Below are 26,111 nucleotides of genomic sequence, written 5' to 3' on the forward strand. Positions count from 1 at the left end.
TCGTTCCTCAACCCAACCTACGTTCTACTTTATACTTTAAATGTTGGGTTTCGTTCCTCAAACGCCACTTGCTTCAATGGGGGGAACCCCCACAACGCGGTGACTCCCCAACCTACGGGTTTTAATTACAACTCGCCTGTTGCCAGCATTTGAATAATGCTCGGCATTCCAGGGTCAAAGCCACCCAAATCCCAAGACAGTGGATCTTTGGGATCTACTAATGTAATCCGGTAAGGTGCAAGGGTAATATATACTGCTTTAACGTTAGGGTTTACCTTTTTTCGGTAATCTGCGAGGGCTTGACTTGGATGTCTGTAACCTGCCCAGCTTTCCGAATCAGTCCAAAAGCAAACGACATCTGCTTTGAATTTGTTCTTAATCATCCAGTCATAGGCAACAGAAGCATCGGTTCCACCAAAGTTTTGGTTGCTAGCTTTGGAAACTGCTGACCTAAAACTATCATTAGCGGTGATACCTAAATCGCGGAAATCGGTAGCAAAACCACGAATCATGTAGTTCTTTTCTGCCTTGGCTGTAACAAGCGCCATTGTTGTAGCGACTTCACAGCAAGTTAATCCCATATCCGCAATTGGGGAAGCCATAGAACCGGAGACATCTATGGCGTGCATGAACACTTTGCCTGTGGGTTGCACGACCTCAAAAGACAGGGCTAAGGACTTTTCTAGGATTTCTACAATTTCATCCACTGGGTTCCAAGTCTTTTTGCTGCGTCCCAATGTCCCACCAGATTGATATGTCTTGAGAGCTTTCAAGACATCAATTGGGTGTATGCGTCCTTTCCGCAGATGTTCTTTGTTGTTAAGAACTGCTTCTACTCGCCGCAAATTGTCACGTTCGGTACGCGCTAAAACACCTAATTCAGTAAGTGAACCCAAGTTACGTAGCAATGCACCAATTGGCATTTCGTTGAACAGTAACTGCCAAGCATTTTTATCCATTCTGCCGACTGGTGCAGCCATTTCGTGAGTTAGGTGCCCTCGCAGGATGGCTTCGGGGGTTTGTTCTGGGTTGCGCTTCAGCCACTCATACCACCAAACCTGTGCTAATGCCCCAGAGGGAATGTCATCTGGTAAGACTTCCCAACCTTTGACAACCCACTCGAACAGCCGCTGGTGGTCTTCTGTTGGTGGTTTGACGTGGAACAACCGCAAAGCGTCTCGGTTGGAGAAGTCATAGCGTTGTTGATACTTCAGCAGCTGGTAAGCTAAACTCTTGACATCTTCTCGCAAAAACCAATTTTTACCAGCTTCTCGCACAATTTTACCGAATCCGCGCATGGATTTGGTATAATTTAGCCATTCGTAGAAATGGCTACCTGTACGTACCACTTGTTGGAAAATTTCACCAAACGCTTTCTTGGCTTCTGATGCTTCACCCATCGACAGCAGTACCAAAGCGAGAATAGGCGCACTATTGTTAATGGCACGTCCGTCGCTGGCGTAAAGGATTTCTTCTGCTACTCGTCTGGGGTTTTCTGCGATCGCTTGTCTGACAACTTCAACAAAATCCTCTGTCAATTCGTGTTTGCCCGCATAGTAAGTGCTTTTGGCTGTACCAAGCAGCAAACAGCGCCGCAGCATTTGCCAAAGACCAGCATCGAACATGAACCCGCCCGAACGTCCTTGAATCATTTCCGCTTCTCGTCCGGGGATTGGCTGGGTTTGTGGTGTAGCTGTCTTTTTCTGGGTGAAAAATTTGTAATTCATAGTATTCCGTCCAGCCCTTGCGGGCAAAAATGGAAGGTGGCGGAGCAGGAATCGAACCTGCGACCTCCCGCGTGAAAGGCGATAACCCTCATTCTTCGTCCTTTTCAGGCTAGGGGTGAACAAGGATGTTTTTGGCGCTCTATCCTCTGAGCTATCCGCCACACGAACAAGTCAAAGTTCAAAATTAAATGAATTGGTGTGGGAGGCAGGATTTGAACCTGCGAATCATGGAACCACGATAACCCTCAACTCTTCAGCCTTTGCAGACAAGTTTGTGAACCAAGGACTACAGGCAATTTGCCCGTCCATTGCCTTTCCAGACTTGGCTACTCCCACGTCAGTTTTAATTAATTTGGTGTAGCGGGGCGGGATTTTAACCCGCATCTCCGGTGAATAAGGGGGGTACTTTTTCAAGCGATAACCCTAAATTCTTCGTCCTTTTCAGGCAAAGTTGGCGCTCTACCATTTGAGCTACCTGCCACATATCAGCTTGTAGTATTTAATGTAGTATATGTATTATCAAAGTGTCAAGTGGTTGGTGTATTAATTTTGTAGATGGGTTATGTAGCGTAATTAGTGGTGGGCGGTGCCCACCCTACTTTTATACTCCACTATCGGTGGTGGGCAGTGCCCACCCTACTTTTATACTTTACTATCGGTGATGGGCAGTGCTCACCCTACTTTTATACTTCACTATCGGTGGTGGGCAGTGCCCACTACTTTTATACTCCACTATCAGTGGTGGGCAGTGGTCACCCAGCCCTTTCAACGCGTTCATTTGTACTAAATTTTTGACCCAAAATCGATGCTTAATTAAGCCTTATACAATCCCCCAAGACTTTGCCGCGAGGACAAAACATTTTGCGGTTATTGATATACGGTTCTGGCTCAGAGAAATATCCCCAGTCCACCTCAGAGCCTGGCAGGTTTGTGCATTCCAAGGGGATTTGAATCTCCGGTTTAGTATCTGGGTTGCCAGCTTCGAGTAATAACACAGTTGTTTCACTATCTTGAGTCAGACGGTTGGCGACAACGCAACCTGCCGAACCTGCACCAATTACAATATAGTCATATTGAGTCATAAAATTCTCCTTTTCTGTTGTTTGTGTTTTATGGCACACTAAGGAGCAGCTTAACAGGTTGAGCATCCATTGTTGAATGCACATAAGGCTCGAACAAAGACCGTTCTTCTGGAAGAAACCGTCTTGGGCGCATTGTTTGTCTATCCACAAACAATCGATAATGTATCTAAATCAAAGCTAGCCCCGACACAAGCAGCTAAGCGGAGTATTTGCTGTGTAACTTCTGGCAGTTTCTTCAACTCGATTAGCATCAACTCCACAACATTATCGGTGATATTTTGAGCTTCAATCTCAGCAATGTTCCACTGCCAGCTTAAATTTTTAGAATCAAAAGTCAACAGATTTTCGCTATGCAGCATTCTCAAAAATTCACCAACAAAGAAAGGATTGCCCTCAGTTTTACGCATCACCAACTCAGCTAAGGGACGAACGGTGTCTGCATTCTGATGTAGCGTCTGGGCTATCAACTGACTTAACGGTTCAAGCGTTAAGGGTGCCAGGATAATCTCCTGAAGCACGTTTTTAGCATGATACCACCTTTGACTTGCCCTTTGCAAATTCAGTTTCTAATTTAGGACGAATAATAGAACCGCCGGTGATGGGAGTTACCTTTGCCGTTGGCGGAACTCGTGGGGTGTTTTATACTGGTGCTGGGATTGCGATCTGCCGAAGGCAGTAGCGAAGCTATCGCAACTTGTGTTATTTTTAGGCATGAATAGCTCTCGCCTTGTTAAAATCAGCAAATACCTCAGCAAACATCTCCGCCATCAACCAGATCGCATTGGGATTCAACTTGCTCCTGGTGGCTGGGTTTGTGTGAATGAACTGTTAGAAGCTTGTGCAAAAAACCAGTTTCCTATCAGCCGTGATGAACTGAATGAAGTTGTTGCAAACAACGATAAACAACGTTTTTCCTTTGACGCCACAGGCACTTTGATTCGTGCTAACCAAGGACACAGCGTAGAAGTTGATTTGCACTTTTTACCTGTGGTTCCTCCAGATGTACTTTATCACGGTACAGGACACAAATCTGTCGAGTCAATTTTGCAAACTGGGCTATGCAAAATGTCACGACATCACGTTCATTTGTCACGAGATATTGCCACAGCAAAAACTGTTGGTGCAAGACATGGAAAAGCCGTAGTTTTTGCAGTAGATGCAGCTGCGATGCACCAAGCAGGTTATCTTTTTTATTGTTCTGATAATGGAGTTTGGCTAGTGGATGCTGTACCCTCACAGTATTTACGGCGGATAAATGACAAGGACGATCTTCTTTGATTGCGTTTTTTAATACCGACCTACCTAGCTGAATTTGGAGTTTCTAGTGCAGAATGAAGACAGACTCTTTTATCAACTTAATTTGATGCAAACTTCCTCTGCCGCCATTTCTAATTTAATTGTTCCTGGGTTTCATGCCCTTTCCGACCCACTACGCATCCGTGTACTCGAACTGCTGCGAGATAATGAGCTATGCGTGTGTGACTTGTGCGATGCTTTGGGCGTAACCCAATCAAAACTGTCTTTTCACCTGAAAACCCTGAAGGAAGTGTCTTTGGTGCGATCGCGTCAAGAAGGACGCTGGATCTACTACAGCCTTAATTTGCCTCAGCTTGTTGTCCTAGAGCAATACTTATCAGAGTTTCGCCGCTTTAGTCAGATATTGCCTGCGCGTGCTTGTAAAGACCTCCCCCTAAGTGATTTTTCTGATTATTAAGTTATGTAAAGATGCCCTCTTTCGTTCTTGACATATTAATTTTTTTTGAAATGATGGAAGTATACCTTTTCACTTAAATCCTGGGAACGAGTCAATGAACGCAAGATTAGTTAATTAAGTTGGCTCTTGTATTTGGGTCGTTGGCTTTAGCAACCAGTTGCTCAACAACACCCAATTCATCTACCAATCAACAATCGCAAAATGTAACTCAAGTCAGTAATAATGTTCACTTAAACAACGGTAAAGCAGGAACGGTTTTTGCAGGAGAAGCACGGCTAGACCTAACGATTGGAGAGTTGTTACGGAAACAAAAGAATTTTTAACGAGTAGCTATTGATTTTTAACTAATACCAATGAGTATGAATAATTCACCAGCGAATGCAGCCCCAGTTCTAGCTGGAGGCAATCTAAGTTTTTTTGAAAAGTATCTTACCCTTTGGGTGTTTTTGTGTATCTTGGCAGGAATTGCACTGGGAAGGTTATTTCCTGGGATTGCAGTCGCTCTTGATGCCATAAGTATCTATCAAGTTTCCATCCCTATAGCCGTCTGCTTGTTCTTCATGATGTATCCCATCATGGTGAAGATTGACTTCACCCATTTAGCTCTTTGTTCACTTGTGGTAATGCTGCGACTGCTCTCCACTGTGCTTGCGTCACTGGATACTTACCCATGCAAAATTGCTTAACGTTTACTAAATGCTGAGGGCTTTCTGAATCTCTGTGCTCTGGTTCATCTTCTGGTGAACCCATCAGAAAACTGCCCTTGGGAATCAGCACCATTTCTAGAGTAATTCCATTGCCCAAGTCTTCTACATAGTATTGAGCTGTCTTCTGTGTCCGGTTTATAACTATGTTTGGCATTTATTACCACTTGCTTTACGTTCTGCTTGATTGTAAATTTGAGGGCTTCCCAGACTTAATTTTGAAAAAAAATTTATAACGCTCCGCTTCGCTACGCTAACAAAGGACAGAAAAAAAGAAGAGCAAAGGGCAAAAAGACTAAAGTATAAAGCGCTACTAAAGAATCCTCCCCACCCCACAGGCTACACGAAAACCAACATCGTCGTTGAAGTAGCCGCGCTCCGCCCTATAGCTGTTGAAGCGGGACGCGGAACGGCAGTTTCTAGGATTGCCGATCCAGGAACCGCCCCGCAGCACGGCATTTTCAAATTTTTGAGAAAAGCTATCATTATTATCAAACCAAGCGCTGCCATCTGTTGGCGCACCTTCATAGCTACCGTGCCAATCGTCGAGACACCATTCCCATAAGTTTCCGTGCATATCGTATAACCCAAAAGTGTTAGCTACTCCAAAACTCCCTACTTCTGTTGTTTCCTCTCGATAGGTTCCTTTCACCCCAGCACCGTAAGTAGACCTAGCATCATAGTTAGCTAACTCTGATGTAATTGTCTCACCAAAGTGAAATGGTGTAGTGGTTCCAGCACGACAAGCATACTCCCATTCTGCTTCACTAGGCAGGCGGTAGGGTCTTTTTGTATGGGTAGCAAGGCGGGAGCAAAATTTAACCGCATCGTACCAAGAAATGTTCTCTACAGGTCGTCTATCCCCTTTGAAATGCGATGGATCGGCATTTAGCTCTTTGTTCACTTGTGGTAATGCTGCGACTGCTCTCCACTGTGCTTGCGTCACTGGATACTTACCCATGAAGAAGTCTGAGACAGTTACTTGATGTTGCGGGCTTTCATCACCGTAACGCTCTGGTTCATCTTCTGGAGATCCCATCATATAGCTGCCTTTGGGGATAGCTACCATTTCTAGGTGAACACCATTCCCTAAGTCTTCGATAAAACATTCGGCTTGTTGAAGACTGCGGTGAATATCTATTTGAGAATAATTTACCTGCGTTTGAATAACATTCTTGAGATTTGTTTTATTAATTTTTTCACCGATTGCTGCCGATAAAACTTTCCATAGGTTTTTGGCAACATCCTTTAGTTGGCGTGTAGAGTAATTTGATGATGCTGCCATTTGCTCATAAGTTTGATTTGATATTGTTGCCTGTATGATTAACTGTTCAATTTCGTTTAAATGCTTTTCTGTCTGAGAAAATACTAAATTATCAGTAATGTCTACAGGATTATTTGATGTATTAGATTGCTTGATTCCCGTGATGATTGCTACTTCAAAATTAAAAGACCGCAGGTTGGGATCTCTAAGAGCGATCGTTGCAACTTCAAATGTACATTCCTTAAGTGGTGGCAAGACTTCTAGGAGTAACATCTCTGGTTCCGCTATGGAACTGTATCGGCTTGCTAAAGCAGCATATTCACCTCCCAAACGACGCAGTACGTCTAAGCCCACCCTAGCAAAGGGTAAGGCAGTATCCCATCGATCGCCCTCTGAGGCTTGTATCTCACCAAGCAATGCCTCAAAAGTCTTGAATGGGCTACCCAGTTTTTGACAAATTGATGCTGATAGCACATTCAACACCTCGATCGTCTTTGAGATTGATGTATCTCCCAGCAAAATATGACGTACTCGCTCGTCTCCATCAGCCGAGTTATCGCCCCAGAACTCGTAGCGACATAGGTCATCTTCTTCCGTATCACAACGCCGCAAGAGACCACCGAGCAGTACTTCTGCCACATGAGATTGTTGTACTTCCTCCTCAAAATCACCACGAAAGGCATCCCGTAATAAGTCAATCACCGGCAAGGTTACTGGAGCCCCTGCCATCAAATTTGCTAATCGCTGCGCTGTTTTGGAAGCTGTTGAGCGAAACAGTGCGACTCGCTCTCGGGCAGTCCGTTGGGTCGAGGGTGGAGAGGGGTCTGATTTCCCTTTTTCTGCCTGCTTGCGGATAAAAGACAGGTCAAACGTTCGTCCTGGTGTACGATTATCTCCAAAGCCAGAGGCTACTCTTGCCCAGTAGAACATCGACGCTGCATCAAGGGTGATAATCGACACCGTAACCAAGTCCTTATTATTACGCCGTTCCAGACGTTGGGGCAAACCTTCGATCGCCAACTGAGTACTCAATAACCCCGGAGCAAGCGCTCTTAGCTTGACAATATGTCCATCGCGCAACGCGGTTCGTGACCACAGTCGTTCCGGAAACATTTGGAAGATGGCGATGGGCTGTACCTTGCTCCAATCCAGCAGTGTTTTGTAAATCAGGTCTTGCCGCCAAAGCGCGGATGTACAGTCGTTCAGCACTAACCGGAAGACAAGACATCTGTTAAAAGTTAGACAACGGCGAGTTAGTCGCAAAGTTAAAGGTAGCAAAAATCGGAAAAAAGTAGCTAAAAAAGTTGGAAGATTACACAAACGTGTCAGTGACAAACGTTTAGCATACCAATGGTATGTAGCGAACAAAATAGTTTCTCGCAATGTAGACGCTATTGGTTTGGAAGACTTAAACGTTGCAGGAATGTTGCGACGTTGCCAGGTTAAAGTGAATGAGAAAACAGGACGATTCTTAAAGAACGGACAAAGCCGGAAAAAAGGTTTAAATAGGTCTATCTCGGATGCTAGTTGGAGTGAGTTAACTTCAAAAATTGAGTATCTTGCTGCAAAGCAGTACAAAGTCGTAATTAAAGTTAATCCTCGAAATTCTTCATGTGAATGTCGAAATTGTGGGCATATTGACAAATTGAATCGTGATAGAGAAAGATTCATTTGTTTAAGATGTGGTCACATGGAACACGCTGATTTAGGTGCTGCAAAAACAATCCGAGATAGAGCTTTAAGTATGGTACGTGGGGACTCCGCGAAACCTGGTGCCGACATCAGCAAGTCTGGTGAAGGAACATCTAAACGCCCGAAAAATCGTCAGGAGACATCAGTACGCCCTCGTGGCAAACGTGCTGAGCCTGGGAACCTGAGCAATCAGGATATTAAGACAGCGATGTTTTAAGAATCACCGTACCTTTTAGGTCGGTAAGTGTCAAAAAGGTTACATGAAATCTTTTTTATTCGACCATGAAAAAACCTACTGCTCTAACAACTGCATTGTTCACTACCTGTGCTATGCTGCTAACTGCCTGTGGCGGCGGCACTAACACTGCTACCAACACCGGAACCAACACCAATACTGGTTCTACAACTAATGCTGCTGCAACGACAAGTACATCTGGTTCTATTCCCATCGGTATTGCCTTTGCACAAACCAGCAATGTAGCATTACTCGGTCAAGAGGGAGTCGCTGGAGCAAAAATTGCCGAACAGTATTTTAATGAAAAAGGGGGTGTCAATGGCACTCCTATTAGGTTAGTTTTCCAAGACACGAGTGGTGATGAAGCAGGAGCAATTAACGCTTTTCAAACTTTAATTAATAAAGATAAAGTGGTTGGTATTGTTGGTCCAACCTTGTCACAACAAGCTTTTGCTGCCAACCCCTTTGCTGAAAAAGCCAAGGTTCCAGTTATTGGTGCATCCAATACAGCAAAAGGAGTTCCAGAAATTGGCGATTATATTGCACGTGTATCCGCGCCTGTTTCTATTGTTGCGCCTAATTCAGTAAAAGCTGCTCTCAAGCAAAATCCTAATATTAAGAGAGTAGCAGTTTTTTACGCGCAAAACGACGTTTTTAGCAAGTCGGAAACGGAGATTTTTCAGAAAACAGTTAAAGACCAAGGTTTGGAATTGGTAACGGTGCAAAAATTCCAAACAACTGATACTGACTTTCAAGCCCAAGCCACTAATGCTATTAATTTAAAACCAGATTTGATTATTATTTCTGGCTTAGCTGCAGATGGTGGTAATTTAGTGCGACAGCTGAAGGAACTGGGTTATAAAGGTTTAATTGTTGCTGGAAATGGTTTGAATACGGGGAAAGTATTCGCTGTGTGTCAGGCGTTTTGTGATGGGGTGATTATCGCCCAAGCTTACAGCCCTGAATACGCGGGGGCAATTAACAAGGAATTCCGCAGTGCTTATTTGAAGCAGTATAAAGAAGAACCACCTCAGTTCAGCGGTCAAGCTTTTGCTGCTGTTCAGGTGTATGTAGAGGCGTTGAAAGCTTTGGATAACAAGACCAAGATTAGTACGGTGCCTCTCAATCAACTACGTACAGAATTAAATAAGCAGCTACTGGCAGGAAAGTACGAAACTCCACTGGGTGAAATTGCTTTTACACCTGTAGGCGATGTTATTCAAAAGGAGTTTTATGTTGCCAAAATTCAGGTAGACCAAAGCAAGAACACAGGTAAATTTGCAATTTTAAAGTAGTTGCAACATGGATATATCTTTATTTTTGCAACAATTTTTGAATGGGTTATCTATTGGTAGCGCCTATGCTATTTTTGCCTTAGGATATACCTTGGTTTACTCCATTTTGGGCATTATTAATTTGGCTCACGGTGCAGTTTTTACCTTGGGAGCATATTTTACTTATGCATTTATAGGTGGAGCCTTTGGATTTAATGGGGTGCTGGCTAATGCGACGCTGCCAATACGATTGCCATTTGCTGTAGCTATGATTCTGGGAAGTACTCTTGCAGGGTTGATTGGTGTCGCAATCGAACGCGTTGCCTTTCTCCCCCTGCGACGGCGCGGTTCTGACCCTTTACTGACTGTTGTTTCTAGTTTGGGTGTGGCAGTTGTTATTGTTAATTTAATACAGTATTTGGTAGGTGCAGAAAGCTATACTTTCCCTGCAAACACTTATGGCAATTTGCCATCTTCTATTAATTTTGGCAGTGCAGAAAACCCCATTCCCATCCGTAGCGTTCAAGTGGTGATTTTTGCTGTATCTATGGTGGTTGTGGCAATTCTCACTGGTTTTATAAATTAGTTATGTACTGGCTGGCAATCAATCGCGAGCCAATAACTCTCTCCCAATTACAAAAAGACATTATATCATCAGGAATCCTACAGAGATTGCTAGAGGCTTTAGAGTCTCTGGTGCGAAGAGGTTTAATCAATAGGGTTACGCCTACACAAGCTGAGAAAAGCGCCCCACTCTTTACACTAGAACCTATATTAATGGAGTATGTGACTGGCAAGTTAATAAAGCAAGTATGTGCAGAGATAGTCACTCAGGAATTTGTGCTTTTTAGATATCATGCTTTGATCAAAGCTCAGTCAAAAGATTTCATTAGAGAAATTCAAATACGCTTTATCCTAAATCCAGTTATTGATGAACTGTTGACTATCTTTAAAAACAAAAAAAGACTTGAGGGGCATCTAACTCAAATTCTAGCCAAGCTACAAGAAGAATCTCCAAAGGAACGTGGGTATACAGGTGGGAATATTCTCAATATGCTTTGTCAGTTAAAGACGGATTTAAGAGGGTATGATTTTTCTAACCTGACACTTTGGGAAGTCGATTTCAGGGGTGTCAATTTACCTCAGGTCAATTTCCAAAATGCTAATTTATCCAAATCAGTTTTTACTCAAGACTTCAGTAAAATTTCTGCCGTAGCATTCAGTCCCAATGAAAACATTTTGGCGATAAGTGACGTTAATGGTAAAATTAGCTTGTGGCAAGGTTTTGCTGTCGGCAACAGCGTGCCGTCAGTCATTATTGAACAATTTTTGCACTGTCAGGGGCATATTAGCTCGGTGCGGGCGATCGCCTTCAGTCCTGATGGCAGTACGATCGGTACCGGGGGTACTGACCAGAATGTGAAGTTTTGGGATGTCAGGAATGGTGAATGTCTGAAAACTTTGAGCGGGCACCCCAAGCAAGTACAAGCAGTTGCCTTTAGTCCAAAGGGTAATTTTCTGGCATGCGGCAGCGATGACCAAACCGTAAGTATATGGAATATCAAGACCAGTGTACGCTACAAAATTTTGCAGGGACATACTGGTTGGGTACTGTCAGTTACTTTCAACCCTCAAGGTAAAATCCTAGCTAGCGGTAGTAGTGACACAACCTTGAAGCTATGGAATATTAGCACGGGTGAATGCCTCCGGACTTTGCAAGGACATACTAACCGGGTAAGGTCAGTCGCCTTCAGTCCGAATGGCAAAACTATAGCTAGTGGCAGTGATGACAAAACCGTGAAGCTATGGGATGCTACTACCGGTGAATGTCTCCGGACTTTGCAGGGACATAGTAACTGGGTGAGGTCAGTCACCTTTGCTCCTCAAGGTAGAATCCTAGCTAGTAGCAGTGATGACCAAACTGTGAAGCTATGGGATGCTACCACTGGTGAATGCCTGAGAACTTTACAGGGACACACTGGTTTGGTCGGGTCAATTGCTTTCAGTTCTGAAGGTCATATCCTTGCTAGTGGCAGCGATGACCAAACAGTCAGGCTTTGGGACGTTACCACTGGTCAAACCTTAAGAATCTTACACGGATATAGTAATGGGGTGTTGTCAGTTGCCTTTACTCCTGGTGGTACAACCTTTGTCACCAGCAGCGACGATCGAACTGTGAAGCTATGGGATGTCAAGACTGGTCAGTGGAATCAAACTTGGCAGGGACATCCTAACCGAGTGCAAACCGTTGCTTTCAGTCCCGATAGTCAAATGTTAGCTACAGGCTGTGATGACAAGGTAGTCAGATTGTGGGATACTAGCAAGAATCAATGTTTTAAAATCTTGCAAGGTCACAGTGGTTGGATCAAAGCAGTTGCGTTTGCTCCTCAAGGTGATATCCTCGCTAGTGGCAGTGATGACCAAACCGTGCAATTGTGGGATGTGAGCACCGGTCAAATTTTGAGAACCCTGGAACACACTCATGGCGTCTGGTCCGTTGCCTTCAGCCGTGATGGTGATATTTTGGCTACTGGCTGTGACGACCAAACCGTGCAATTGTGGGATGTGAGCACCGGTCAATATCTCAAAGGCTTATCGGGACATAGTGGATGGGTCTTGTCGGTTGCTTTCAGCCCTGAAGGTAAGATTTTGGCTAGTGGCAGTAAAGATAAAACTGTGATGCTTTGGGATATCAGCACCGACCAATGCCTCACAACTTTCTCGGGACATACTAGTTGGGTGTTGTCAATTGCTTTTAGTCCTCAAGGCAATATTGTTGCTAGTGGTAGCACAGACCAAACGGTAAAATTGTGGGATGTTGAGACAGGTCTTTGTCTCAAAACTTTACAGGGTCATACTCACTGGATAAAGTCAGTTGCCTTTTGTCCGGACGGTCAAACTTTGATCAGTGGCAGTCAAGATGGCACTGTTAAATTATGGGATATTTTGACCGGTGAGTGCCTAAAAACTTTAAGAAATGAAAGACCTTATGAGGAAATGAACATTTCTGGCGTGACAGGTTTAACCCAAGCGACTATTGCTTCTCTAAAAGCTTTGGGAGCAATTACCGATATTCAGCCATGAAGTTTTCTGATGGCCGTACCCCAGTCATATCACGTTCGCATAAAGACTTATCATTAAGGCAGATGGGGAGATGGGGAGATGGGGAGATGGGGATGAGATAAGGATTCATCAAGCGTTTGTTATATTTTTTAATATATAGATTGGCATTGACAATAGGAAAATTAGCCATCTTTTCCAGAAAAAGTAAGTGAGGCAACCCATAATCTAATTCGTGGTTACCTAAAGTCACTACGTCAGGAGCCAGGTAATTCATAATTTCTATGGTTGAAATACCTTTGTATTCGGTATCAATCATAGAGCCTTGGAGCATATCGCCTGCAATGACAAAAAGTACGTTTTTCTCCTCCTGACGCACTTTATTTATATATCCTGACAGCAGCGACATTCCACCAATAACATGACCTTCTACTACACCCGTCGCCTCTGCTAGGAAGTCTCCGTGCATATCATTTGAATGTAAAATTGTAAATTTTTTAAATCGCTCATTATTCATCAAATTATCCCTCTAAAACATTTTATTAAAACTTATTTTTTTGCCCCGTTAAGCCAATTCGCCAATCGAAAGAGGCATATTCAAGTTAAAAACAGCCCTTACTCCCTGACTCATGGCTATCACTTCCTTAGACTTCTGGTTTCTGTGAATTTTGCTCTCTATATTGAGATAATCAGAATTTAGGTGAAAAATATAAGAAATATATGAGATGGACAAAATGTTTGATTGTCTTAATCATTCCCATGCCAACGCTGTTTTGCTATACCGCTTCATGGTGAACTGGTGGGGTGAAATAAAAGCCCAAAAAGCCGATCCCGATCGTAGGTAGGGCTTGCCGCACACGCCCTCCCACAAAGAAGGTGCAAGATGTCAGACGATCGCATCTGGTACAGCCCTTATATCTTGTCCGGGTAAAGACTTATCATTAAGGCAGATGGGGGGAGGGGGAGATGGGGAGAGGGGGAGCGGGTTTTCCGGTTTTCGCACAGATTGTTTAATAATTAATTAACCGGACTTAATATTACCCATACTGGAAATGGTGTCCAATCCAGATGGATTTTGGCGGTTTCCGCGAGCGTTGGTAGGGCTTCAACTGCCTGTTGTATCAGAATCTGCTGCTCGTGGTTACTCCAGAACGTCGGTTGTTGGGTTGTTGGCTGGGTGCGGAAGTCGCCAAAATGGTGGGCAAGTTGCCGAGCCATATCTTGCGTTTGGGTATCCTTACTATTTACTGCTGAAAGACTGAGCAATCGCCCATCACTTTTGTTTATCGTTTTCAAAAGAAAGAGTATTTGCTTTTATTTATTTGAAGACCTTAATATTAAAACCATGCACTGCGAGGGTACTTAAACAAAAATTATTATTTAATAGCAACTTTAAACATTGAAAAACAGGCTATGAATAGCAAGCCTCGAATTGAGAAAAGCAGATATGATTTCCAGTTACTGACATCTTGCGCCTTCTCAATAAGGGGGTGTGCGACATAGCCCTACCAACGCTCGGGATAAGCTTTTTGGGCTTTGATTTTTGCAATAAGGTGATGGTGCAAGATATGAGGTTAGGCATTATGACAGAATCAGCACCACCAAGGAAAATTGCTTTTCCCTGACCCTAAACCTCTAACCCTTTTCCCCCTCTACTTTTCTAAGAGAGAAGGAATAAAAAACTATTAAATATTTGCGAGCAACATTTATGAATTGGTTAATTGGCACATTAATTATTGGGTTCTCTGCCGCTTTTGCAACTACTTTTGATGACAATATATACTTGACAGCTTTCTTTGGAAAAGTCAATCATAGCTTTCGTCCCAAGCATATTATTCTTGGTGAATTTGTTGGGTTCACTACATTAGTAATTGCTAGTCTTCCTGGCTTTTTCGGTGGTTTACTCCTTCCTGAAGCTTGGATTGGATTGCTAGGTATCCTCCCAATCGTTATTGGTATTAGTCATATAATGAGTCGAGAAGACGGCGAAGAGACTATACAAGCTGTGTCAATTGACTTTAATCCTTCAGCCAAAGCTAAGGTTCAGAGAAAATCATTATGGGTAACTCTACGCGATCCACAAACTTACCGCGTTTCTGCAGTGACTATTGCTAATGGAGGAAACAACATTGGCATCTACGTTCCGTTGTTTGCTAGTAGCAATCTTCCTAGTTTAGGTGTGATTTTGTGTGTTTGCTATACAACTGTTGGGCTGTGGTGCTTCCTCTCTTACAATCTGACACGCAATCCCCTCATGGCTCCCGTTTTAGCTCGCTTTGGTCGGAAAGTCTTTCCATTTGTGTTAATGTGGTTGGGATTCTCCATCATGATGAAAAGTGGAACTTTTCAACTTTTACCCAGTCTAGCAACGCTTTTTCATTAAATATTGGGCGGTCTAACTTGAAAGTGAGTCATGAAGAGGCAGGAGAAATACTCCAACCAATAATAAATAATATGGATAAAGTTTAAAATAGCTTTTATCTTTTATTTATCTTGTGCCATTAAACCCATTTCTAAATATATGGGCTGTAATATCTGCCTCATTTTAGACTCTTTCCTAGCAAAATAATAAGACCCTAAGAGGCAACAAGTACCACCAAAGCATAAAGCATTAGTAACTCCAATTTGGCTTGTCAAGCCCCCAAAAAATAAATTACCAAAAGGTAAAATTCCTAAAAAACCTGTTGTGAATATACTTGTCACTCTACCTCGTATGTTTGATTAACTGGAAATCTTTGATAGTCCTGTTGAAGAATTTGAATAATGTCAATTTTGTCATTCGTCATTTGTCATTGGTCAAAAGTCAAAAAATTTGTGTAAGGCAAAATTGGAGTTATTATCTATTCTATTTCAGGCCAGAGCCGAGCTAGCTGTGACCGCCACAAAGCTAAAACCTCTTCTTGCGCCTGTGCAGTGTAGTTTATCTCTCCCATCAATCCCTCGGCGTAAAAACGTTCGAGGTTTTGCATAGTAGATTCTAGGGTTTGCCCTTGCTGTTTTGCCGCCTTAATAATTTGCCGGGTACGTCGTTCAATTAAGTTATGAAAGACATTATCCAAACCAACTTCATGCAGGGAAATAAGTCGGGCGATCGCATCTCGAAAATCTTCCACAGTTAAACCACTAGCACTGTGCTGGAAGACTCCCCAAATCACGCCTTGCTGCACGGCATACCGTACTTCCTGCGTCTCATCAAAATTTGCTTCTAAAAACTGTTCTAGAAAAAATTCTGCCTCCGATACTGGCATCATGGGTAGCAAAACTCGCAACCAACTTCGATCGTCCGAAAGCATGACCAGAAGGCGGAATGATGAAGTCTCTACTTGCCAGGAACCAGGTGCAAGAGCGTTGACAGATTGGTCGCTAAATAATTCTCTCAGCGTATCGGCAATTTCTGAAGGTATCATAATCGTTTTTTTATCTTCAGTTCCTAGCGTAGCGCTTTCGGCTACCAATGGATTGGGTATCTATGATAGTTGTTTTTTTTATTACATTGAGTTATTATTACGAAACTACTATTTTTAAGTAATTTAAATTACGCTATTTAATCTTTTATACGTAATAACAACCCAAAAAGTAGAATCCTCTCTTGAAGAGTTTAAGGACGTTTTACAGGTTCAAAGGTGAAACCCAAAAGAATATCATCTTTTGAACTCATAGGACCAGTTGATACACGAACCACTCTTTTTCCATCCCTGATGAATTCTTGATACATTGGCTCTGTCTCGATCTGCTCAGCCATTTTCCCTGACTTAATCTCGGCAAGGTGCTCCCGAAGTTCTTGCAATTCCTCATCGGAGACACCAGCCTGCTCAGCTTCCGCAATCAACTTCTCAATTTTTTCTGCTGATATTCTGGTCATATTATACTCCAAAATTTGAAAACCTAGCCCAATGAGTTTGGCAATTGTACTAATGATAGTGAACACCACTACAAGCACATCTAACCATGAAATTTTACGTTTGGAATCTTTGTTGTGAGACTTTTTTGTGTTTTGCATACTATTGCCTTGGTGAAAGTTTTCCGTTTTAAGTAGGGTATGACTGTTAACTCTACTTGCCCGTACACTCTCATTAAATTCCATAGATGACTGACATTCAGCCGCTCAGATTGCCTAGGTTTTCTGAACCACTTACTGGGTTTTGATTGACTTACCCAAGTATTGACGGAGTAATGTTGGACAAAAAGCTGTATGACTAAAATCTTGTCTATTATTGAAAGAAAGTAGCAGTCCGAAAAAAAGTATTTTGGGAATAATGCATTGGATGTTCAACTTGCAAATTGCCCAAGATATTTTAACTTGGGCATCCTGCTCGCCCAAATTATGCAAATTAATCTGGAACAGTTTAACTTCAAAAGCTGTCACAGTGAGAAAAAGACTTTGTATTTGCCGTAGCGTTATTCATTCAACTTACTACTTTAAGTAAGTCGGCACAATAAAACATTAACTATGTAAACTTCTGTTAAGAGCCTTAAAACCCAGTAACGATTAACCACTAACCATTAACAGCGCTAACAGATAGTTGTGTTGATTGACGCCGACCCACTTAATCTTGAAAAGCTATAGCACTCAAAGCGCCTGTCCGAAACAAAGTTAGAGCTTCAGATACCTCGCAAGACTTAAACAGGATGCCTATATGTCCCGTTCACTTAAAATCGATTCAAAATTCAACGCACAAGTGAAATCGGCTCTCAAGCGTTCTGGCTTTCCCAGCCAAAATGCTTTAGCGATGGAATTAGGGATTAGCCGTTCTACAGTTAACAACTTTATGACTGGTAAGCCCGTTGATTATCTTAATTTTGTAGAGATTTGTGAAAAGTTGGGGTTAGACTGGAAATCAATCTCGACTTTTGAAGATTCTGCTGGTGAAAGCGGTAACCCTCAACAAGATTGGGGAAATGCCCCTGATATCTCTACTTTCTATGGCAGAACTGAAGAACTAGCCAGGTTAGAACAATGGATTGTTAAGGAAAAATGCCGAATTGTAACGCTTTCAGGTATGGGTGGAATTGGCAAAACTTCCCTGGCTGTAAAATTAGCAAGGAAAATTCAGGATAAGTTTGAATATGTGATTTGGCGATCGCTACACTATACCCCCTCAATTCTAGAACTTCTAGCAGAGTTGATTGAATTCTTGTCTAACGGTGAGCAAACAAACTTACCAGAAACTGCCAACAGCAGAATAACCCTCTTTTGTCACTCTCGGCGTAGTATAATAAGTAGCAAACCCTAGAAGCGTTGTTGGTACTACGGTAGAGCCTCGTCAAGCAATACCCACGGTCAAATTTATAGACGAATACTGTCAAATTTATGAAAATGTATTTCCGGGAGCAGGCAGAAAGATTTTGGTAAAATCACTTCATCAAAAGATGCGGCTGATTTTATCAGAAATACTTTCAATGAAGGTGAAGTAGAATTGCAGGAACAGTTCATCGTTCTTTATCTCAACCAGGCAAATGAAATCATCGGTTATTATAAACACTCTAAAGGGGCTATTAATGCAACAGTAGCCGACATTCGCATTATTCTTGCCACTGCTTTAAAAAGTTTAGCAGTGTCAATGGTAATTGCACATAATCATCCGTCCGGCAACCTAAAACCTTCAAGAGCAGATGAACAATTAACAGCAAAGATTAAAGAAAGTGCTGCCATGATGGAAGTGCGGTTGCTTGACCATGTGATTGTAACAAGGGACAGTTATTATTCTTTTGCCGATGATGGTTTATTAGGATTGGATGGCTTAAATAATAAAGAGGAACAGTTTGTTGCTGCGATTGAATTTGATTTAGCTACTAAGAAGTCACACAATAAAATATCCGTAGAAAAGCTGGCTGCTTCATTTGGTATCATTGATAAAAATGACGTAAAAGAACTGACAGAGCTTGCCATTGTAAACCGGGCAAGATTGCTGGGGCATAGCGGGGGGACAGTGAAGCAAAGATTTGACCAGATAGTTGAACTCTATCAAAGCCAGGTAAATCTATCACACCGCACTTCACAAAGTATTTTACTGCAGCAATATTCTACACCTGCGCCCATTGGTTATTTAGCAGGTGTGTTTTGTGAGATTGATAAACTTCAGTTCAATGGAGGCTTTGCTTTTGAACCATCAGCAGGCAATGGCTTATTGACTATTGCTGCCAAACCTGAAAGAGTATATGTAAATGAACTGGATAGTTTTCGTAACCGCAACCTGAAAACGCAAGGTTTTGCAAACGTCTGGCAAAGAGATGCCACAAAACCTTTCTTTGATGTGCAACGCACATTTATGGCAGTAATGACAAACCCACCATTTGGCAAAATGGAAACGGAAGTTATGTTTGATACTTTTCCGATTAAACCCTTAGAGCATGTGATGGCTTTAAGGGCCTTAGACTGCATGGTTGATACTGGTAAGGCAGCCATCATCATTGGTGGCCATACTACCTGGGATGACAAAGGCAGAATCACAGCAGGTAAAAACAGGATTTTCTTTAACTACCTATACAGTCGCTATCATGTGGCTGATGTAATCAATATTGATGGCGCAAAACTTTATTCAAGACAGGGAACATCTTTTGATGTCCGCCTGATTTTGATTAATGGCAGAAAACAAACAGCATCTGGTGCAGCACCTGTTTACAATCCCGATAAAGACCATGAAGTAAAAGCCTTTGATGAGCTTTTTCAAAGAGTGATGGAAAGCCTCTCCCTTACCCTCTCCAAAGGAGAAGGAATAAAAACAGAACCTATGAAAAAAAATATTTCTTCATTAGAACAGGAAGCACAGAATTTAATGAAGCTGTTTAAAGCCCCTCCTTCGGAGGGGTTGGGGGAGGCTTGCATGATGTGGAACTTGTTGGCCTTCTCCAGGAACTTGTCATCCGTCATCATTCCGTATTTCACAAACAGGCCCAGGCTCTCCCATTTCTCTTCGAATTGTTTGCGGTCGTTCTTAAAGATCTCTTCCAGCTTATCGGCCACTTTTTTGGTGATATGCGCATTGATCTTTTTAACGTTCGGATCGCCCTGCAAATAACTGCGGCTTACGTTCAACGGAATATCCGGACTGTCGATCACGCCGTGCATCAGCATCAGGAATTCGGGCACGATGTCTTTTACCTCATCCGTCACGAATACCTGGTTGCAATACAACTGGATCTTGTCTTTCTGTACCTCGTAGCTCTGCTTGATCTTAGGGAAATACAGGATACCTGTAAGATTGAAGGGATAATCCACATTCAGGTGTATCCAGAAAAGCGGCGGTTCGCCGAAGGGATATAATTCTTTGTAGAAGTTCTGGTAATCTTCGGCGCTGAGTTCGGATGGCTTTTTTGTCCAGGCCGGTGCCGGGTTGTTCACCTGTTTGTCTTCGAAGAAGATGGGTATGGGCAGAAAGCGGCAGAATTTCTCGAGCACAGCCTGGATCCGGTATGGTTCCAGGAACTCCTCGCTTTCGGCATTCAGGTGCAACACGATATCGGTTCCTCTTGTTTCTTTCTCCACTTCCTCGAGGCTGAATTCGGGACTGCCATCGCATTCCCAGCGCACGGCTTTGCTTCCTTCCTTGTAACTCTTGCTGAACACTTCCACCTTATCACTCACCATGAAAGCGCTGTAAAAGCCAAGACCGAAATGGCCGATGATATTGGCTTCGTTCTGTCCCTTGTATTTCTCCAGGAATTCCTCGGCGCCGCTGAAGGCCACCTGGTTCAGGTATTTGTCGATCTCTTCGGCGGTCATCCCCAGGCCGGTATCGCTGATGGTAAGGGTCTTTTTCTCCTTGTCGATGCGGATCCCGATCTTCAGGTCGCCCAGTTCGCCCTTCGCCTCGCCGATGGAAGCAAGGGTTTTCAGTTTCTGGTTGGCATCTACCGCGTTGCTCACCAGTTCACGCAAAAAAATGTCGTGTTCACTGTACAGGAATTTCTTGATGATGGGGAAGATATTCTCGGTTTGTACCCGTATACGTCCGGTACAAATGCCTCAAGCCACTTCCACCAACACTTTACCCACCTCTTGACCGGATTCCGCACGGCATTGGGGGCAATATTGGGGGCAATGGGAAGCCCGTGTCAGAACCTGGCTTTTCACGGCATCTGGAAAATGTCTGTTTAGCACGCTGCACCAACGCCCAGCATTGGCGTGTTGCTTCTGACGTAAATTCAACGTAGTAGGTCATTACCAGTTCAAGCCCAATTTCTTTGCAACTTCCTCAGCCGAGATTCCACGCTCTCCAGCTTGAGTACGATGTAAGGAATTAAGGAGTTGCTGCTTAACTTCTGGCTTGACTTGTCTCCCAAGGTCGGGGTCGATTAGCATTCCTTGGATAGTTTCAGCAACAGTCTCTTGAATCAAGAGCTTGAGTTCTTCAATGGTCAAATCCTTAACCTGCATAGAATTGGGTGGAAATTAAGTTACCTTAATATTGTGGCACTAAAAGCAGTTGGTGTTGTCGTGGCATAACAAATCGTTGGAGCCGACCGCCCAGAGGTTATCGGTAAAAGCCACAATTTATCTGCGGCGGCCCAACTTGGTCGTTAGCCAGCAATCACATTTTGACCCAAAATCAATGCCCAATTATATCAAGTTCGGATGATTACTTATAATTAAGCCGCTCTGGTTTTTGGCCACCAGTGGTAGCAAGTTAGTCCTTGGATTAAGTCGTGCTGTTTCATAATTTCTTGGCAACGAAGTACCATAAGTTCTTCGAGTTCATCTAAAGAATTTGGGGAACAATTAGCTACAATCTCGTTAGTTAGAGGCCACAACCTTTCTGCGGGTTGTAATTCCGGTGAGTAAGCGGGTAAGTAGATTAAATCAATACCACCGGGTAGTTCTAAATCATTACTTTGATGCCAAACAGCTTGGTCAACAGCTAAGAGAATTCTTTTATCAGTCCCAGGACCGTATTCCTCAGCAAAATCAGCTAAAACTCGATTGAATATCTCAGTCTTGACATCCGACCGAGGAGCTAAACGTCCGGTACAAATGCCTCAAGCCACTTCCAGCAACACTTTACCTACCTCTTGACCAGATTTCTGCACGGCATTGGGGGCAATTCATAGATCGCAGTGCGCTGTTGATTGAGACTGAAAATAGCTTACGTGTATTACGTGGTGGCTCTTGGTTCCACGACCCAAGGGATTGTAGATCGGCTTTCCGCCACAAGCGGGATTCAAATGATAAACTTAATCGCATTGGTTTTCGTATTGTCTGTACCTTTGTTCCATCTACATAGGTCGTCACCTATGCTATTCGTCTTCCTCTAGCTCCTCTTCGTCCTCATCCCATGAGGGTGTATAAGTTGATTCTAAAGGTTGAGATTCACCTCTTTCTATAGCTAAGGTTTTACGATATTGTTCCGCTTCAGCAATCTGTGTAAATTTAATTTCAGCCTTATTTATACTTTGTGTTTCTTTGGCAATTTTTTCTAATGCTGAGGCAATTTCATCTAATGAAACTTGAAAATAATCCTTACGTTTGTTAACTTTATTAACACTCTTATCTCTAAAAAAGTGGTGCAATAAGTTCTCTGTTTCTGGAGCATTTTCTGAAAAAATAATTGCATGAACATCAAATGGAAATCTCCAGACATTCCACTTGTCTACACCTTTTTTTAGCAGCGCGATATGTTCTTCATCTGCGATTTTAAGCTAACCCCTAGAGTGTCGGTACAGTAGTCAAGCAGAGAAGCAAAACACACATTTTCTCCCTACTGCAATCCTTGATATTTCGTGGATGTAGAGACGCGCCATGGCTCGTCTCTACACAAAACTAGGTTATTTATGATTTCTGTACCGATGCTCTAGCTTCTTCCTTTAGAAAACCTAAAAATAGTAGCTAGGTTGAAATTAGATATTACCAAGAACTAAATTGTGAGGATTCTTCAGGAGAAAATGATTGTCAACTTTAACTAAATCACCTGTACAGTGAATTAGTAAACGTTCCTGATAGGCTTTAATAGCTAAGATATAATTATGGTCCGCTAGCTCGGTTTTGATTGACCGTAATTTCTCAAAAGCTTCACCTAATAAAGTAATTTCTCCACTCAGTTTATCAGTTGGTGGGAGAGCAATTTGCATGACCACAGCTTGCAGGTTGAAGTTGGGATAATTAGTAATAAATTCGCTCAATATATCAACTTTGTCACGATTTTCTACCAACGATAATGTTTTTAATATATCGCTGATTCTTTCGGCATAATCTCCTAAGCTATGTTGGAGAGGTAGCAAAATTTTATATTCAGGAGCGACATCTTTTTTCAGTCGCCAAATTGCCCCAGCATCATTATAAATACACCCGGTTTCCTGCCAACCTGTTGCTTGCAGGTGCGCTTGTATTACATTAGGGCTAACAGTTTTTAGGATTTGACTATCTTTAATGGTGACTTTCATGGCAAACCTCCAAAACTAATGCGTTGATAAGGTTATGTTATGGATAGTATTTACTATTTATTGTCAAGCTTTATTAATTATTTGTAATAATTTATCTAAATTAGTTTACATAAAATAATAAATCCAGTAGACAGATGATAGTTCTCAACATGAATAGAACCGCAGAAACAATTTTTTGATAGAGTGATGCTTTGTTGAAAGCTCTTCATCTGTATGTTGTCCCAGGTATCGCTGGGTAATACTTGGACGCGATCGCTACCCCAAGCTTCCTCAGCTGCTGATTGCAGCAATTGTGTCAAAAAATAATCATTTTGCACGCTCGGTACACCCTGACGGTAATTCACTTGGTATTTTGCACCGTAGGAGTTACAGACACCAGCAACAATCTGTTCGATCCATTTTGGTAAATTGGCACGGGTTTCAGGATGGAGAGAACGCACGGTTCCCAGTAGCTGAACCTTATCAGCAATCACGTTTGGTGCTCTACCACCTTCAATCTTCCCAATAGTAACAACGACAGGACGCAAGGGATTTTGTGTTCTGCTAATTGCTTGTTGCAGGGTAGTGATAACTTGTGAGGCTATCCAAATAGCATCTATCGCCTCATGGGGACGAGCGCCGTGTCCCGATTCTCCAATGATAATAATCTCTAAATCGTCTGTCGCCGCGGTTAATGCTCCGTAACGTATACCAATAGAACCTGCAGCTATGGATGGGAAAACATGAACGCTCAATATACCCGCCACACCGTCCATTGCTCCATCTTCTACCATCCAACTAGCCCCTTGAGCAATTTCCTCAGCTGGCTGAAATAGGAATCGCACTTTACCAGGTAACTCCTCAGCCATCTGAGACAACACCATTGCTGTTCCCAAACCGACTGTAGTGTGAACATCATGACCGCAAGCGTGCATGATACCTTGCGTGCGTGAAACAAAATCTAAACTAGTGCGTTCGCAAATTGGCAAACCATCCATATCAGTGCGAATTGCCAACAATCGCTCCGATTTGCCAGTCCCTTCTAGTTCTCCGATGACACCAGTTTTGCCAACGCCCTCTTTTACGTGCAGACCACTTGAAGATAACACACCAGCAACAAAGGCAGCTGTTTGGTATTCTTGACCGCTCAGTTCTGGATGAGAGTGGATGTGGCGGCGAATTTCAATTAAGCGAGGTGCGAGTTTTATCGCTAAGTCTTTTATGCGAGTCAGCATTGGTCAGTTAATTTACACTTTTTCTCAATCTTGGCACTGTCTCGCCGTCATGTTGGAATTTTTAAGACATCATTGCCTTAATATCCTGATTCCTCAGTTTTCCAAGCCCATCACAAATGACAAAGGACAAAGGACAAATGACAAATAACAATCCTTAACTATTAATGTTCATAAATCCCAATTCTTGTTGCAATCGATACAAGATGGTAGTTGATTCTACCTCAGAGAGAATTTCTTGAATTACGGTACTAACCCCCAATTGTCCCCAAGAGCAGCCGTTTTCTAGATACACTTGTGCTGCTTTACCCACGGCATATGCTCCGTAACCTGCAATACCTGCTTGGGTAATTGCAGTTCCAGCGTAAGCAGTCACATTGATGGGGTTTTCGCCGGAAGCAATAGCTGCTGTACTTTTGCCCAAACCCAAGAGCAAACTACTGCCTATTTCTCCTAGCAGCAAACCACCGGAACTCAATAAAATTGTTTTTAAAACTTTTCCTGCTTCATAACCGGTCATTGGCAACCCATACAAGCGTGCTAGGGAGCGAATTAAAGCTAAGTCAGCAACGGTTCCGCCAATGATATCAAAGAAGGCGATAGGATTGAGACCGACAGTGAGAGCTTTGTATTTGGTAAAGCGCCAAATGAGGTCTTCTGCTTCTTCTTGGCGCAATTTGATAGTTTTTTGTGCGATCGCTTCCTCTGCATCCCGTGCTTGAATGAGTGCATTCAAAGCCAAAAGGGAACGCCCTTCACGATTGAGAATTTTAAGAATTGTTTCTTTGAGTTCATCTATCTGTGGCGCTGGGGTTTCCCATTCATAGGTAACACGACCGTCTGGCCACTCAACGCGTACTTCCATTGGTGCAGGTTCTGCCGCAACCATAACAATTTCATCAGGTTGTAAAGGTTTACCCTGCAGATTTCCTGCACCCAACTGTTGTAAATTTCTATAGATTGTTTCCTTGTCTGTGTCCGGGTATAAGTCAATCTTATTAAACACGAGAATCAGGGGTTTTTGAGACTGACGCAATTTACACAACGCTTGATATTCAGTACGAGTAATATCACCAGACACAACAAACAAAATCAAATCAGCCTGACGCACAACTTCTCGCGCCATTTGTGCCCGTGATTCTCCCTCAATTTCATCCAGTCCTGGTGTATCGATTAATTCCACCTGTACTTTACCACCGGAATTCCAACGCACGGAACGGGGGTACTGCGTTACACCATTGAGGGGTCCAGTTTGCAGGATTTTTTGTCCTATCAAAGCATTCAATACTGCTGACTTTCCACGACTGACCAAACCAAAGGCAGCGAGGCGAATCACATTTTGGTCTAATTTGTTGAGAGTCGAAGTCAAAACCTCCAGTTCCGGTTTCACCAAACCAGCCAAGTGCGAGTTTGATGCTGACTGTCCGGGTTTGCGTAAGTGCCCATACCAAGACAGCGCTTGTCTGAGACTAGCACGAGCACGATTTAAGTGAGTTTCTTGCGGGTTCTTTGACACTGCGTTCGATTGACTTAAGGTTGAGGTTAAGCTATTTATATATTTTTATCTACTATGATTACAGATTTAACGATAATAGAGAGCAAATCCTCAACCCCACGCATTTTAGGAGCCTCTGAACTTTTTGACGGCAAAACGAAAGAAAACTTGTAAACGCCAATCTCCCATGCGCGTCAATTATCCATGTTCTGCTGTGCAGCAAGTCGGACAGCTTCTACGTCAATATTAAGTTGTTGAGCAATCTGTTCTACACTC

General features: G+C 42.9%; 24 protein-coding genes, 3 tRNA genes and 5 pseudogenes. 12 read left to right on the forward strand and 20 right to left on the reverse strand.

The features are described 5' to 3' along the window. Positions 1–125 precede the first annotated feature (125 nt). The 6 genes and pseudogenes from ACYRY3_RS02515 to ACYRY3_RS02540 form a co-directional block, all read right to left on the reverse strand. A complete protein-coding gene (locus ACYRY3_RS02515) occupies positions 126–1,727 on the reverse strand; it encodes a TROVE domain-containing protein (protein ID WP_460200208.1) in 1,602 nt (533 codons plus the stop codon). Between the two features lie 36 nt (positions 1,728–1,763). Beyond that, positions 1,764–1,888: transfer RNA gene (locus tag ACYRY3_RS02520), tRNA-OTHER, on the reverse strand. Between the two features lie 33 nt (positions 1,889–1,921). After that, positions 1,922–2,063 (reverse strand) — tRNA-OTHER (locus tag ACYRY3_RS02525). A 17-nt stretch (positions 2,064–2,080) separates the two neighbouring features. Continuing rightward, positions 2,081–2,209 (reverse strand) — tRNA-OTHER (locus tag ACYRY3_RS02530). A gap of 330 nt (positions 2,210–2,539) precedes the next feature. After that, positions 2,540–2,809 (reverse strand): annotated as a pseudogene (locus ACYRY3_RS02535) (choline dehydrogenase); the annotation flags it as partial. Between the two features lie 146 nt (positions 2,810–2,955). Further along, a pseudogene (locus tag ACYRY3_RS02540) lies at positions 2,956–3,327 on the reverse strand (ATP-binding protein); the annotation flags it as partial. 193 nt (positions 3,328–3,520) lie between these two features. On the opposite strand from ACYRY3_RS02540, the gene ACYRY3_RS02545 reads away from it, so the two are divergent. The 4 genes and pseudogenes from ACYRY3_RS02545 to ACYRY3_RS02560 all read left to right on the forward strand — a co-directional run. Continuing rightward, positions 3,521–4,087, forward strand: a complete 567-nt coding sequence (locus ACYRY3_RS02545) for an RNA 2'-phosphotransferase (protein WP_460200209.1) — start codon at positions 3,521–3,523, stop codon at positions 4,085–4,087. Positions 4,088–4,172: 85 nt separating this feature from the next. Continuing rightward, entirely contained in the window at positions 4,173–4,523 is a 351-nt protein-coding gene (locus tag ACYRY3_RS02550) for an ArsR/SmtB family transcription factor (protein ID WP_460200229.1), read from the forward strand. Positions 4,524–4,642: 119 nt separating this feature from the next. Next, on the forward strand, positions 4,643–4,846 hold the full coding sequence (locus ACYRY3_RS02555; RefSeq protein WP_460200235.1) for a hypothetical protein: 204 nt from the start codon (positions 4,643–4,645) through the stop codon (positions 4,844–4,846). Positions 4,847–4,876: 30 nt separating this feature from the next. After that, positions 4,877–5,128, forward strand: a pseudogene (locus ACYRY3_RS02560) (arsenic resistance protein); the annotation flags it as partial. On the opposite strand, the gene ACYRY3_RS02565 reads toward ACYRY3_RS02560, so the two are convergent. After that, a complete protein-coding gene (locus tag ACYRY3_RS02565; RefSeq protein WP_460200210.1) occupies positions 5,115–5,384 on the reverse strand; it encodes a formylglycine-generating enzyme family protein in 270 nt (89 codons plus the stop codon). The pseudogene ACYRY3_RS02560 and the gene ACYRY3_RS02565 overlap by 14 nt on opposite strands. A gap of 156 nt (positions 5,385–5,540) precedes the next feature. Beyond that, complete coding sequence (locus ACYRY3_RS02570) at positions 5,541–7,604, reverse strand: SUMF1/EgtB/PvdO family nonheme iron enzyme (protein WP_460200230.1); 2,064 nt, start codon at positions 7,602–7,604, stop codon at positions 5,541–5,543. Positions 7,605–7,719: 115 nt separating this feature from the next. On the opposite strand from ACYRY3_RS02570, the gene ACYRY3_RS02575 reads away from it, so the two are divergent. The 4 genes and pseudogenes from ACYRY3_RS02575 (at position 7,720) to ACYRY3_RS02590 (ending at position 12,776) form a co-directional block, all read left to right on the forward strand. Next, positions 7,720–8,400: an RNA-guided endonuclease InsQ/TnpB family protein gene (locus ACYRY3_RS02575; RefSeq protein ID WP_460200231.1), complete on the forward strand. Its 681-nt coding sequence runs from the start codon at positions 7,720–7,722 to the stop codon at positions 8,398–8,400. A gap of 65 nt (positions 8,401–8,465) precedes the next feature. Further along, the gene (locus tag ACYRY3_RS02580) at positions 8,466–9,713 is read left to right on the forward strand and encodes an ABC transporter substrate-binding protein (protein WP_460200211.1); all 1,248 of its coding nucleotides are present in this window, start codon (positions 8,466–8,468) and stop codon (positions 9,711–9,713) included. 7 nt (positions 9,714–9,720) lie between these two features. Next, a pseudogene (locus ACYRY3_RS02585) lies at positions 9,721–10,275 on the forward strand (branched-chain amino acid ABC transporter permease); the annotation flags it as partial. A 5-nt stretch (positions 10,276–10,280) separates the two neighbouring features. After that, complete coding sequence (locus ACYRY3_RS02590; RefSeq protein ID WP_460200212.1) at positions 10,281–12,776, forward strand: WD40 domain-containing protein; 2,496 nt, start codon at positions 10,281–10,283, stop codon at positions 12,774–12,776. On the opposite strand, the gene ACYRY3_RS02595 is transcribed toward ACYRY3_RS02590, so the two are convergent. Further along, positions 12,757–13,269 carry a metallophosphoesterase gene (locus tag ACYRY3_RS02595; RefSeq protein WP_460200214.1) on the reverse strand — a complete coding sequence of 171 codons (513 nt, stop codon included), beginning with the start codon at positions 13,267–13,269 and terminating at the stop codon, positions 12,757–12,759. The two genes, ACYRY3_RS02590 and ACYRY3_RS02595, sit on opposite strands and share 20 nt — an antisense overlap. Before the next feature lie 500 nt (positions 13,270–13,769). Further along, positions 13,770–14,048, reverse strand: a complete 279-nt coding sequence (locus ACYRY3_RS02600) for a hypothetical protein (RefSeq protein ID WP_460200215.1) — start codon at positions 14,046–14,048, stop codon at positions 13,770–13,772. A 412-nt stretch (positions 14,049–14,460) separates the two neighbouring features. Here ACYRY3_RS02600 and ACYRY3_RS02605 point away from each other — a divergent pair, with 412 nt between their 5' ends. Next, positions 14,461–15,135, forward strand: coding sequence for a cadmium resistance transporter (locus ACYRY3_RS02605; protein ID WP_460200217.1), 675 nt, complete (start codon positions 14,461–14,463; stop codon positions 15,133–15,135). A 101-nt stretch (positions 15,136–15,236) separates the two neighbouring features. Here ACYRY3_RS02605 and ACYRY3_RS02610 read toward each other — a convergent pair whose 3' ends face one another. The 3 genes from ACYRY3_RS02610 to ACYRY3_RS02620 all read right to left on the reverse strand — a co-directional run bounded on the left by ACYRY3_RS02610 (position 15,237) and on the right by ACYRY3_RS02620 (position 16,752). Continuing rightward, positions 15,237–15,455, reverse strand: coding sequence for a hypothetical protein (locus tag ACYRY3_RS02610; protein ID WP_460200218.1), 219 nt, complete (start codon positions 15,453–15,455; stop codon positions 15,237–15,239). Between the two features lie 137 nt (positions 15,456–15,592). Then, a complete protein-coding gene (locus ACYRY3_RS02615) occupies positions 15,593–16,159 on the reverse strand; it encodes a hypothetical protein (protein ID WP_460200219.1) in 567 nt (188 codons plus the stop codon). Positions 16,160–16,350: 191 nt separating this feature from the next. Then, positions 16,351–16,752, reverse strand: coding sequence for a hypothetical protein (locus ACYRY3_RS02620; protein ID WP_460200221.1), 402 nt, complete (start codon positions 16,750–16,752; stop codon positions 16,351–16,353). Between the two features lie 637 nt (positions 16,753–17,389). Here ACYRY3_RS02620 and ACYRY3_RS02625 point away from each other — a divergent pair. Further along, the gene (locus ACYRY3_RS02625) at positions 17,390–17,986 is read left to right on the forward strand and encodes an NB-ARC domain-containing protein (RefSeq protein WP_460200222.1); all 597 of its coding nucleotides are present in this window, start codon (positions 17,390–17,392) and stop codon (positions 17,984–17,986) included. Positions 17,987–18,136: 150 nt separating this feature from the next. Beyond that, positions 18,137–18,418, forward strand: a pseudogene (locus ACYRY3_RS02630) (JAB domain-containing protein); the annotation flags it as partial. 1,001 nt (positions 18,419–19,419) lie between these two features. On the opposite strand, the gene htpG reads toward ACYRY3_RS02630, so the two are convergent. From htpG to ACYRY3_RS02645, 3 genes are all read right to left on the reverse strand, one after another. Next, positions 19,420–20,715, reverse strand: a complete 1,296-nt coding sequence (gene htpG, locus ACYRY3_RS02635; protein WP_460200232.1) for a molecular chaperone HtpG — start codon at positions 20,713–20,715, stop codon at positions 19,420–19,422. 198 nt (positions 20,716–20,913) lie between these two features. Next, positions 20,914–21,129, reverse strand: a complete 216-nt coding sequence (locus ACYRY3_RS02640) for a hypothetical protein (protein WP_460200223.1) — start codon at positions 21,127–21,129, stop codon at positions 20,914–20,916. A gap of 212 nt (positions 21,130–21,341) precedes the next feature. Then, entirely contained in the window at positions 21,342–21,725 is a 384-nt protein-coding gene (locus ACYRY3_RS02645) for a transposase (RefSeq protein WP_460200233.1), read from the reverse strand. A gap of 89 nt (positions 21,726–21,814) precedes the next feature. Between ACYRY3_RS02645 and ACYRY3_RS02650 the strand changes: the two genes are divergently transcribed. Next, positions 21,815–21,973, forward strand: a complete 159-nt coding sequence (locus tag ACYRY3_RS02650; protein ID WP_460200224.1) for an SUMF1/EgtB/PvdO family nonheme iron enzyme — start codon at positions 21,815–21,817, stop codon at positions 21,971–21,973. A 13-nt stretch (positions 21,974–21,986) separates the two neighbouring features. On the opposite strand, the gene ACYRY3_RS02655 is transcribed toward ACYRY3_RS02650, so the two are convergent. From ACYRY3_RS02655 to ACYRY3_RS02670, 4 genes are all read right to left on the reverse strand, one after another. After that, positions 21,987–22,382, reverse strand: coding sequence for a GIY-YIG nuclease family protein (locus tag ACYRY3_RS02655; protein WP_460200234.1), 396 nt, complete (start codon positions 22,380–22,382; stop codon positions 21,987–21,989). A 204-nt stretch (positions 22,383–22,586) separates the two neighbouring features. After that, a complete protein-coding gene (locus ACYRY3_RS02660) occupies positions 22,587–23,129 on the reverse strand; it encodes a hypothetical protein (protein WP_460200225.1) in 543 nt (180 codons plus the stop codon). Positions 23,130–23,224: 95 nt separating this feature from the next. Then, positions 23,225–24,343 (reverse strand): amidohydrolase, encoded by a 1,119-nt coding sequence (locus tag ACYRY3_RS02665; RefSeq protein WP_460200227.1) that lies wholly within the window; start codon positions 24,341–24,343, stop codon positions 23,225–23,227. A gap of 154 nt (positions 24,344–24,497) precedes the next feature. Next, positions 24,498–25,856 carry a GTP-binding protein gene (locus tag ACYRY3_RS02670; RefSeq protein WP_460200228.1) on the reverse strand — a complete coding sequence of 453 codons (1,359 nt, stop codon included), beginning with the start codon at positions 25,854–25,856 and terminating at the stop codon, positions 24,498–24,500. Positions 25,857–26,111 lie beyond the last annotated feature (255 nt).

The organism is Scytonema sp. NUACC21 (assembly GCF_054684315.1).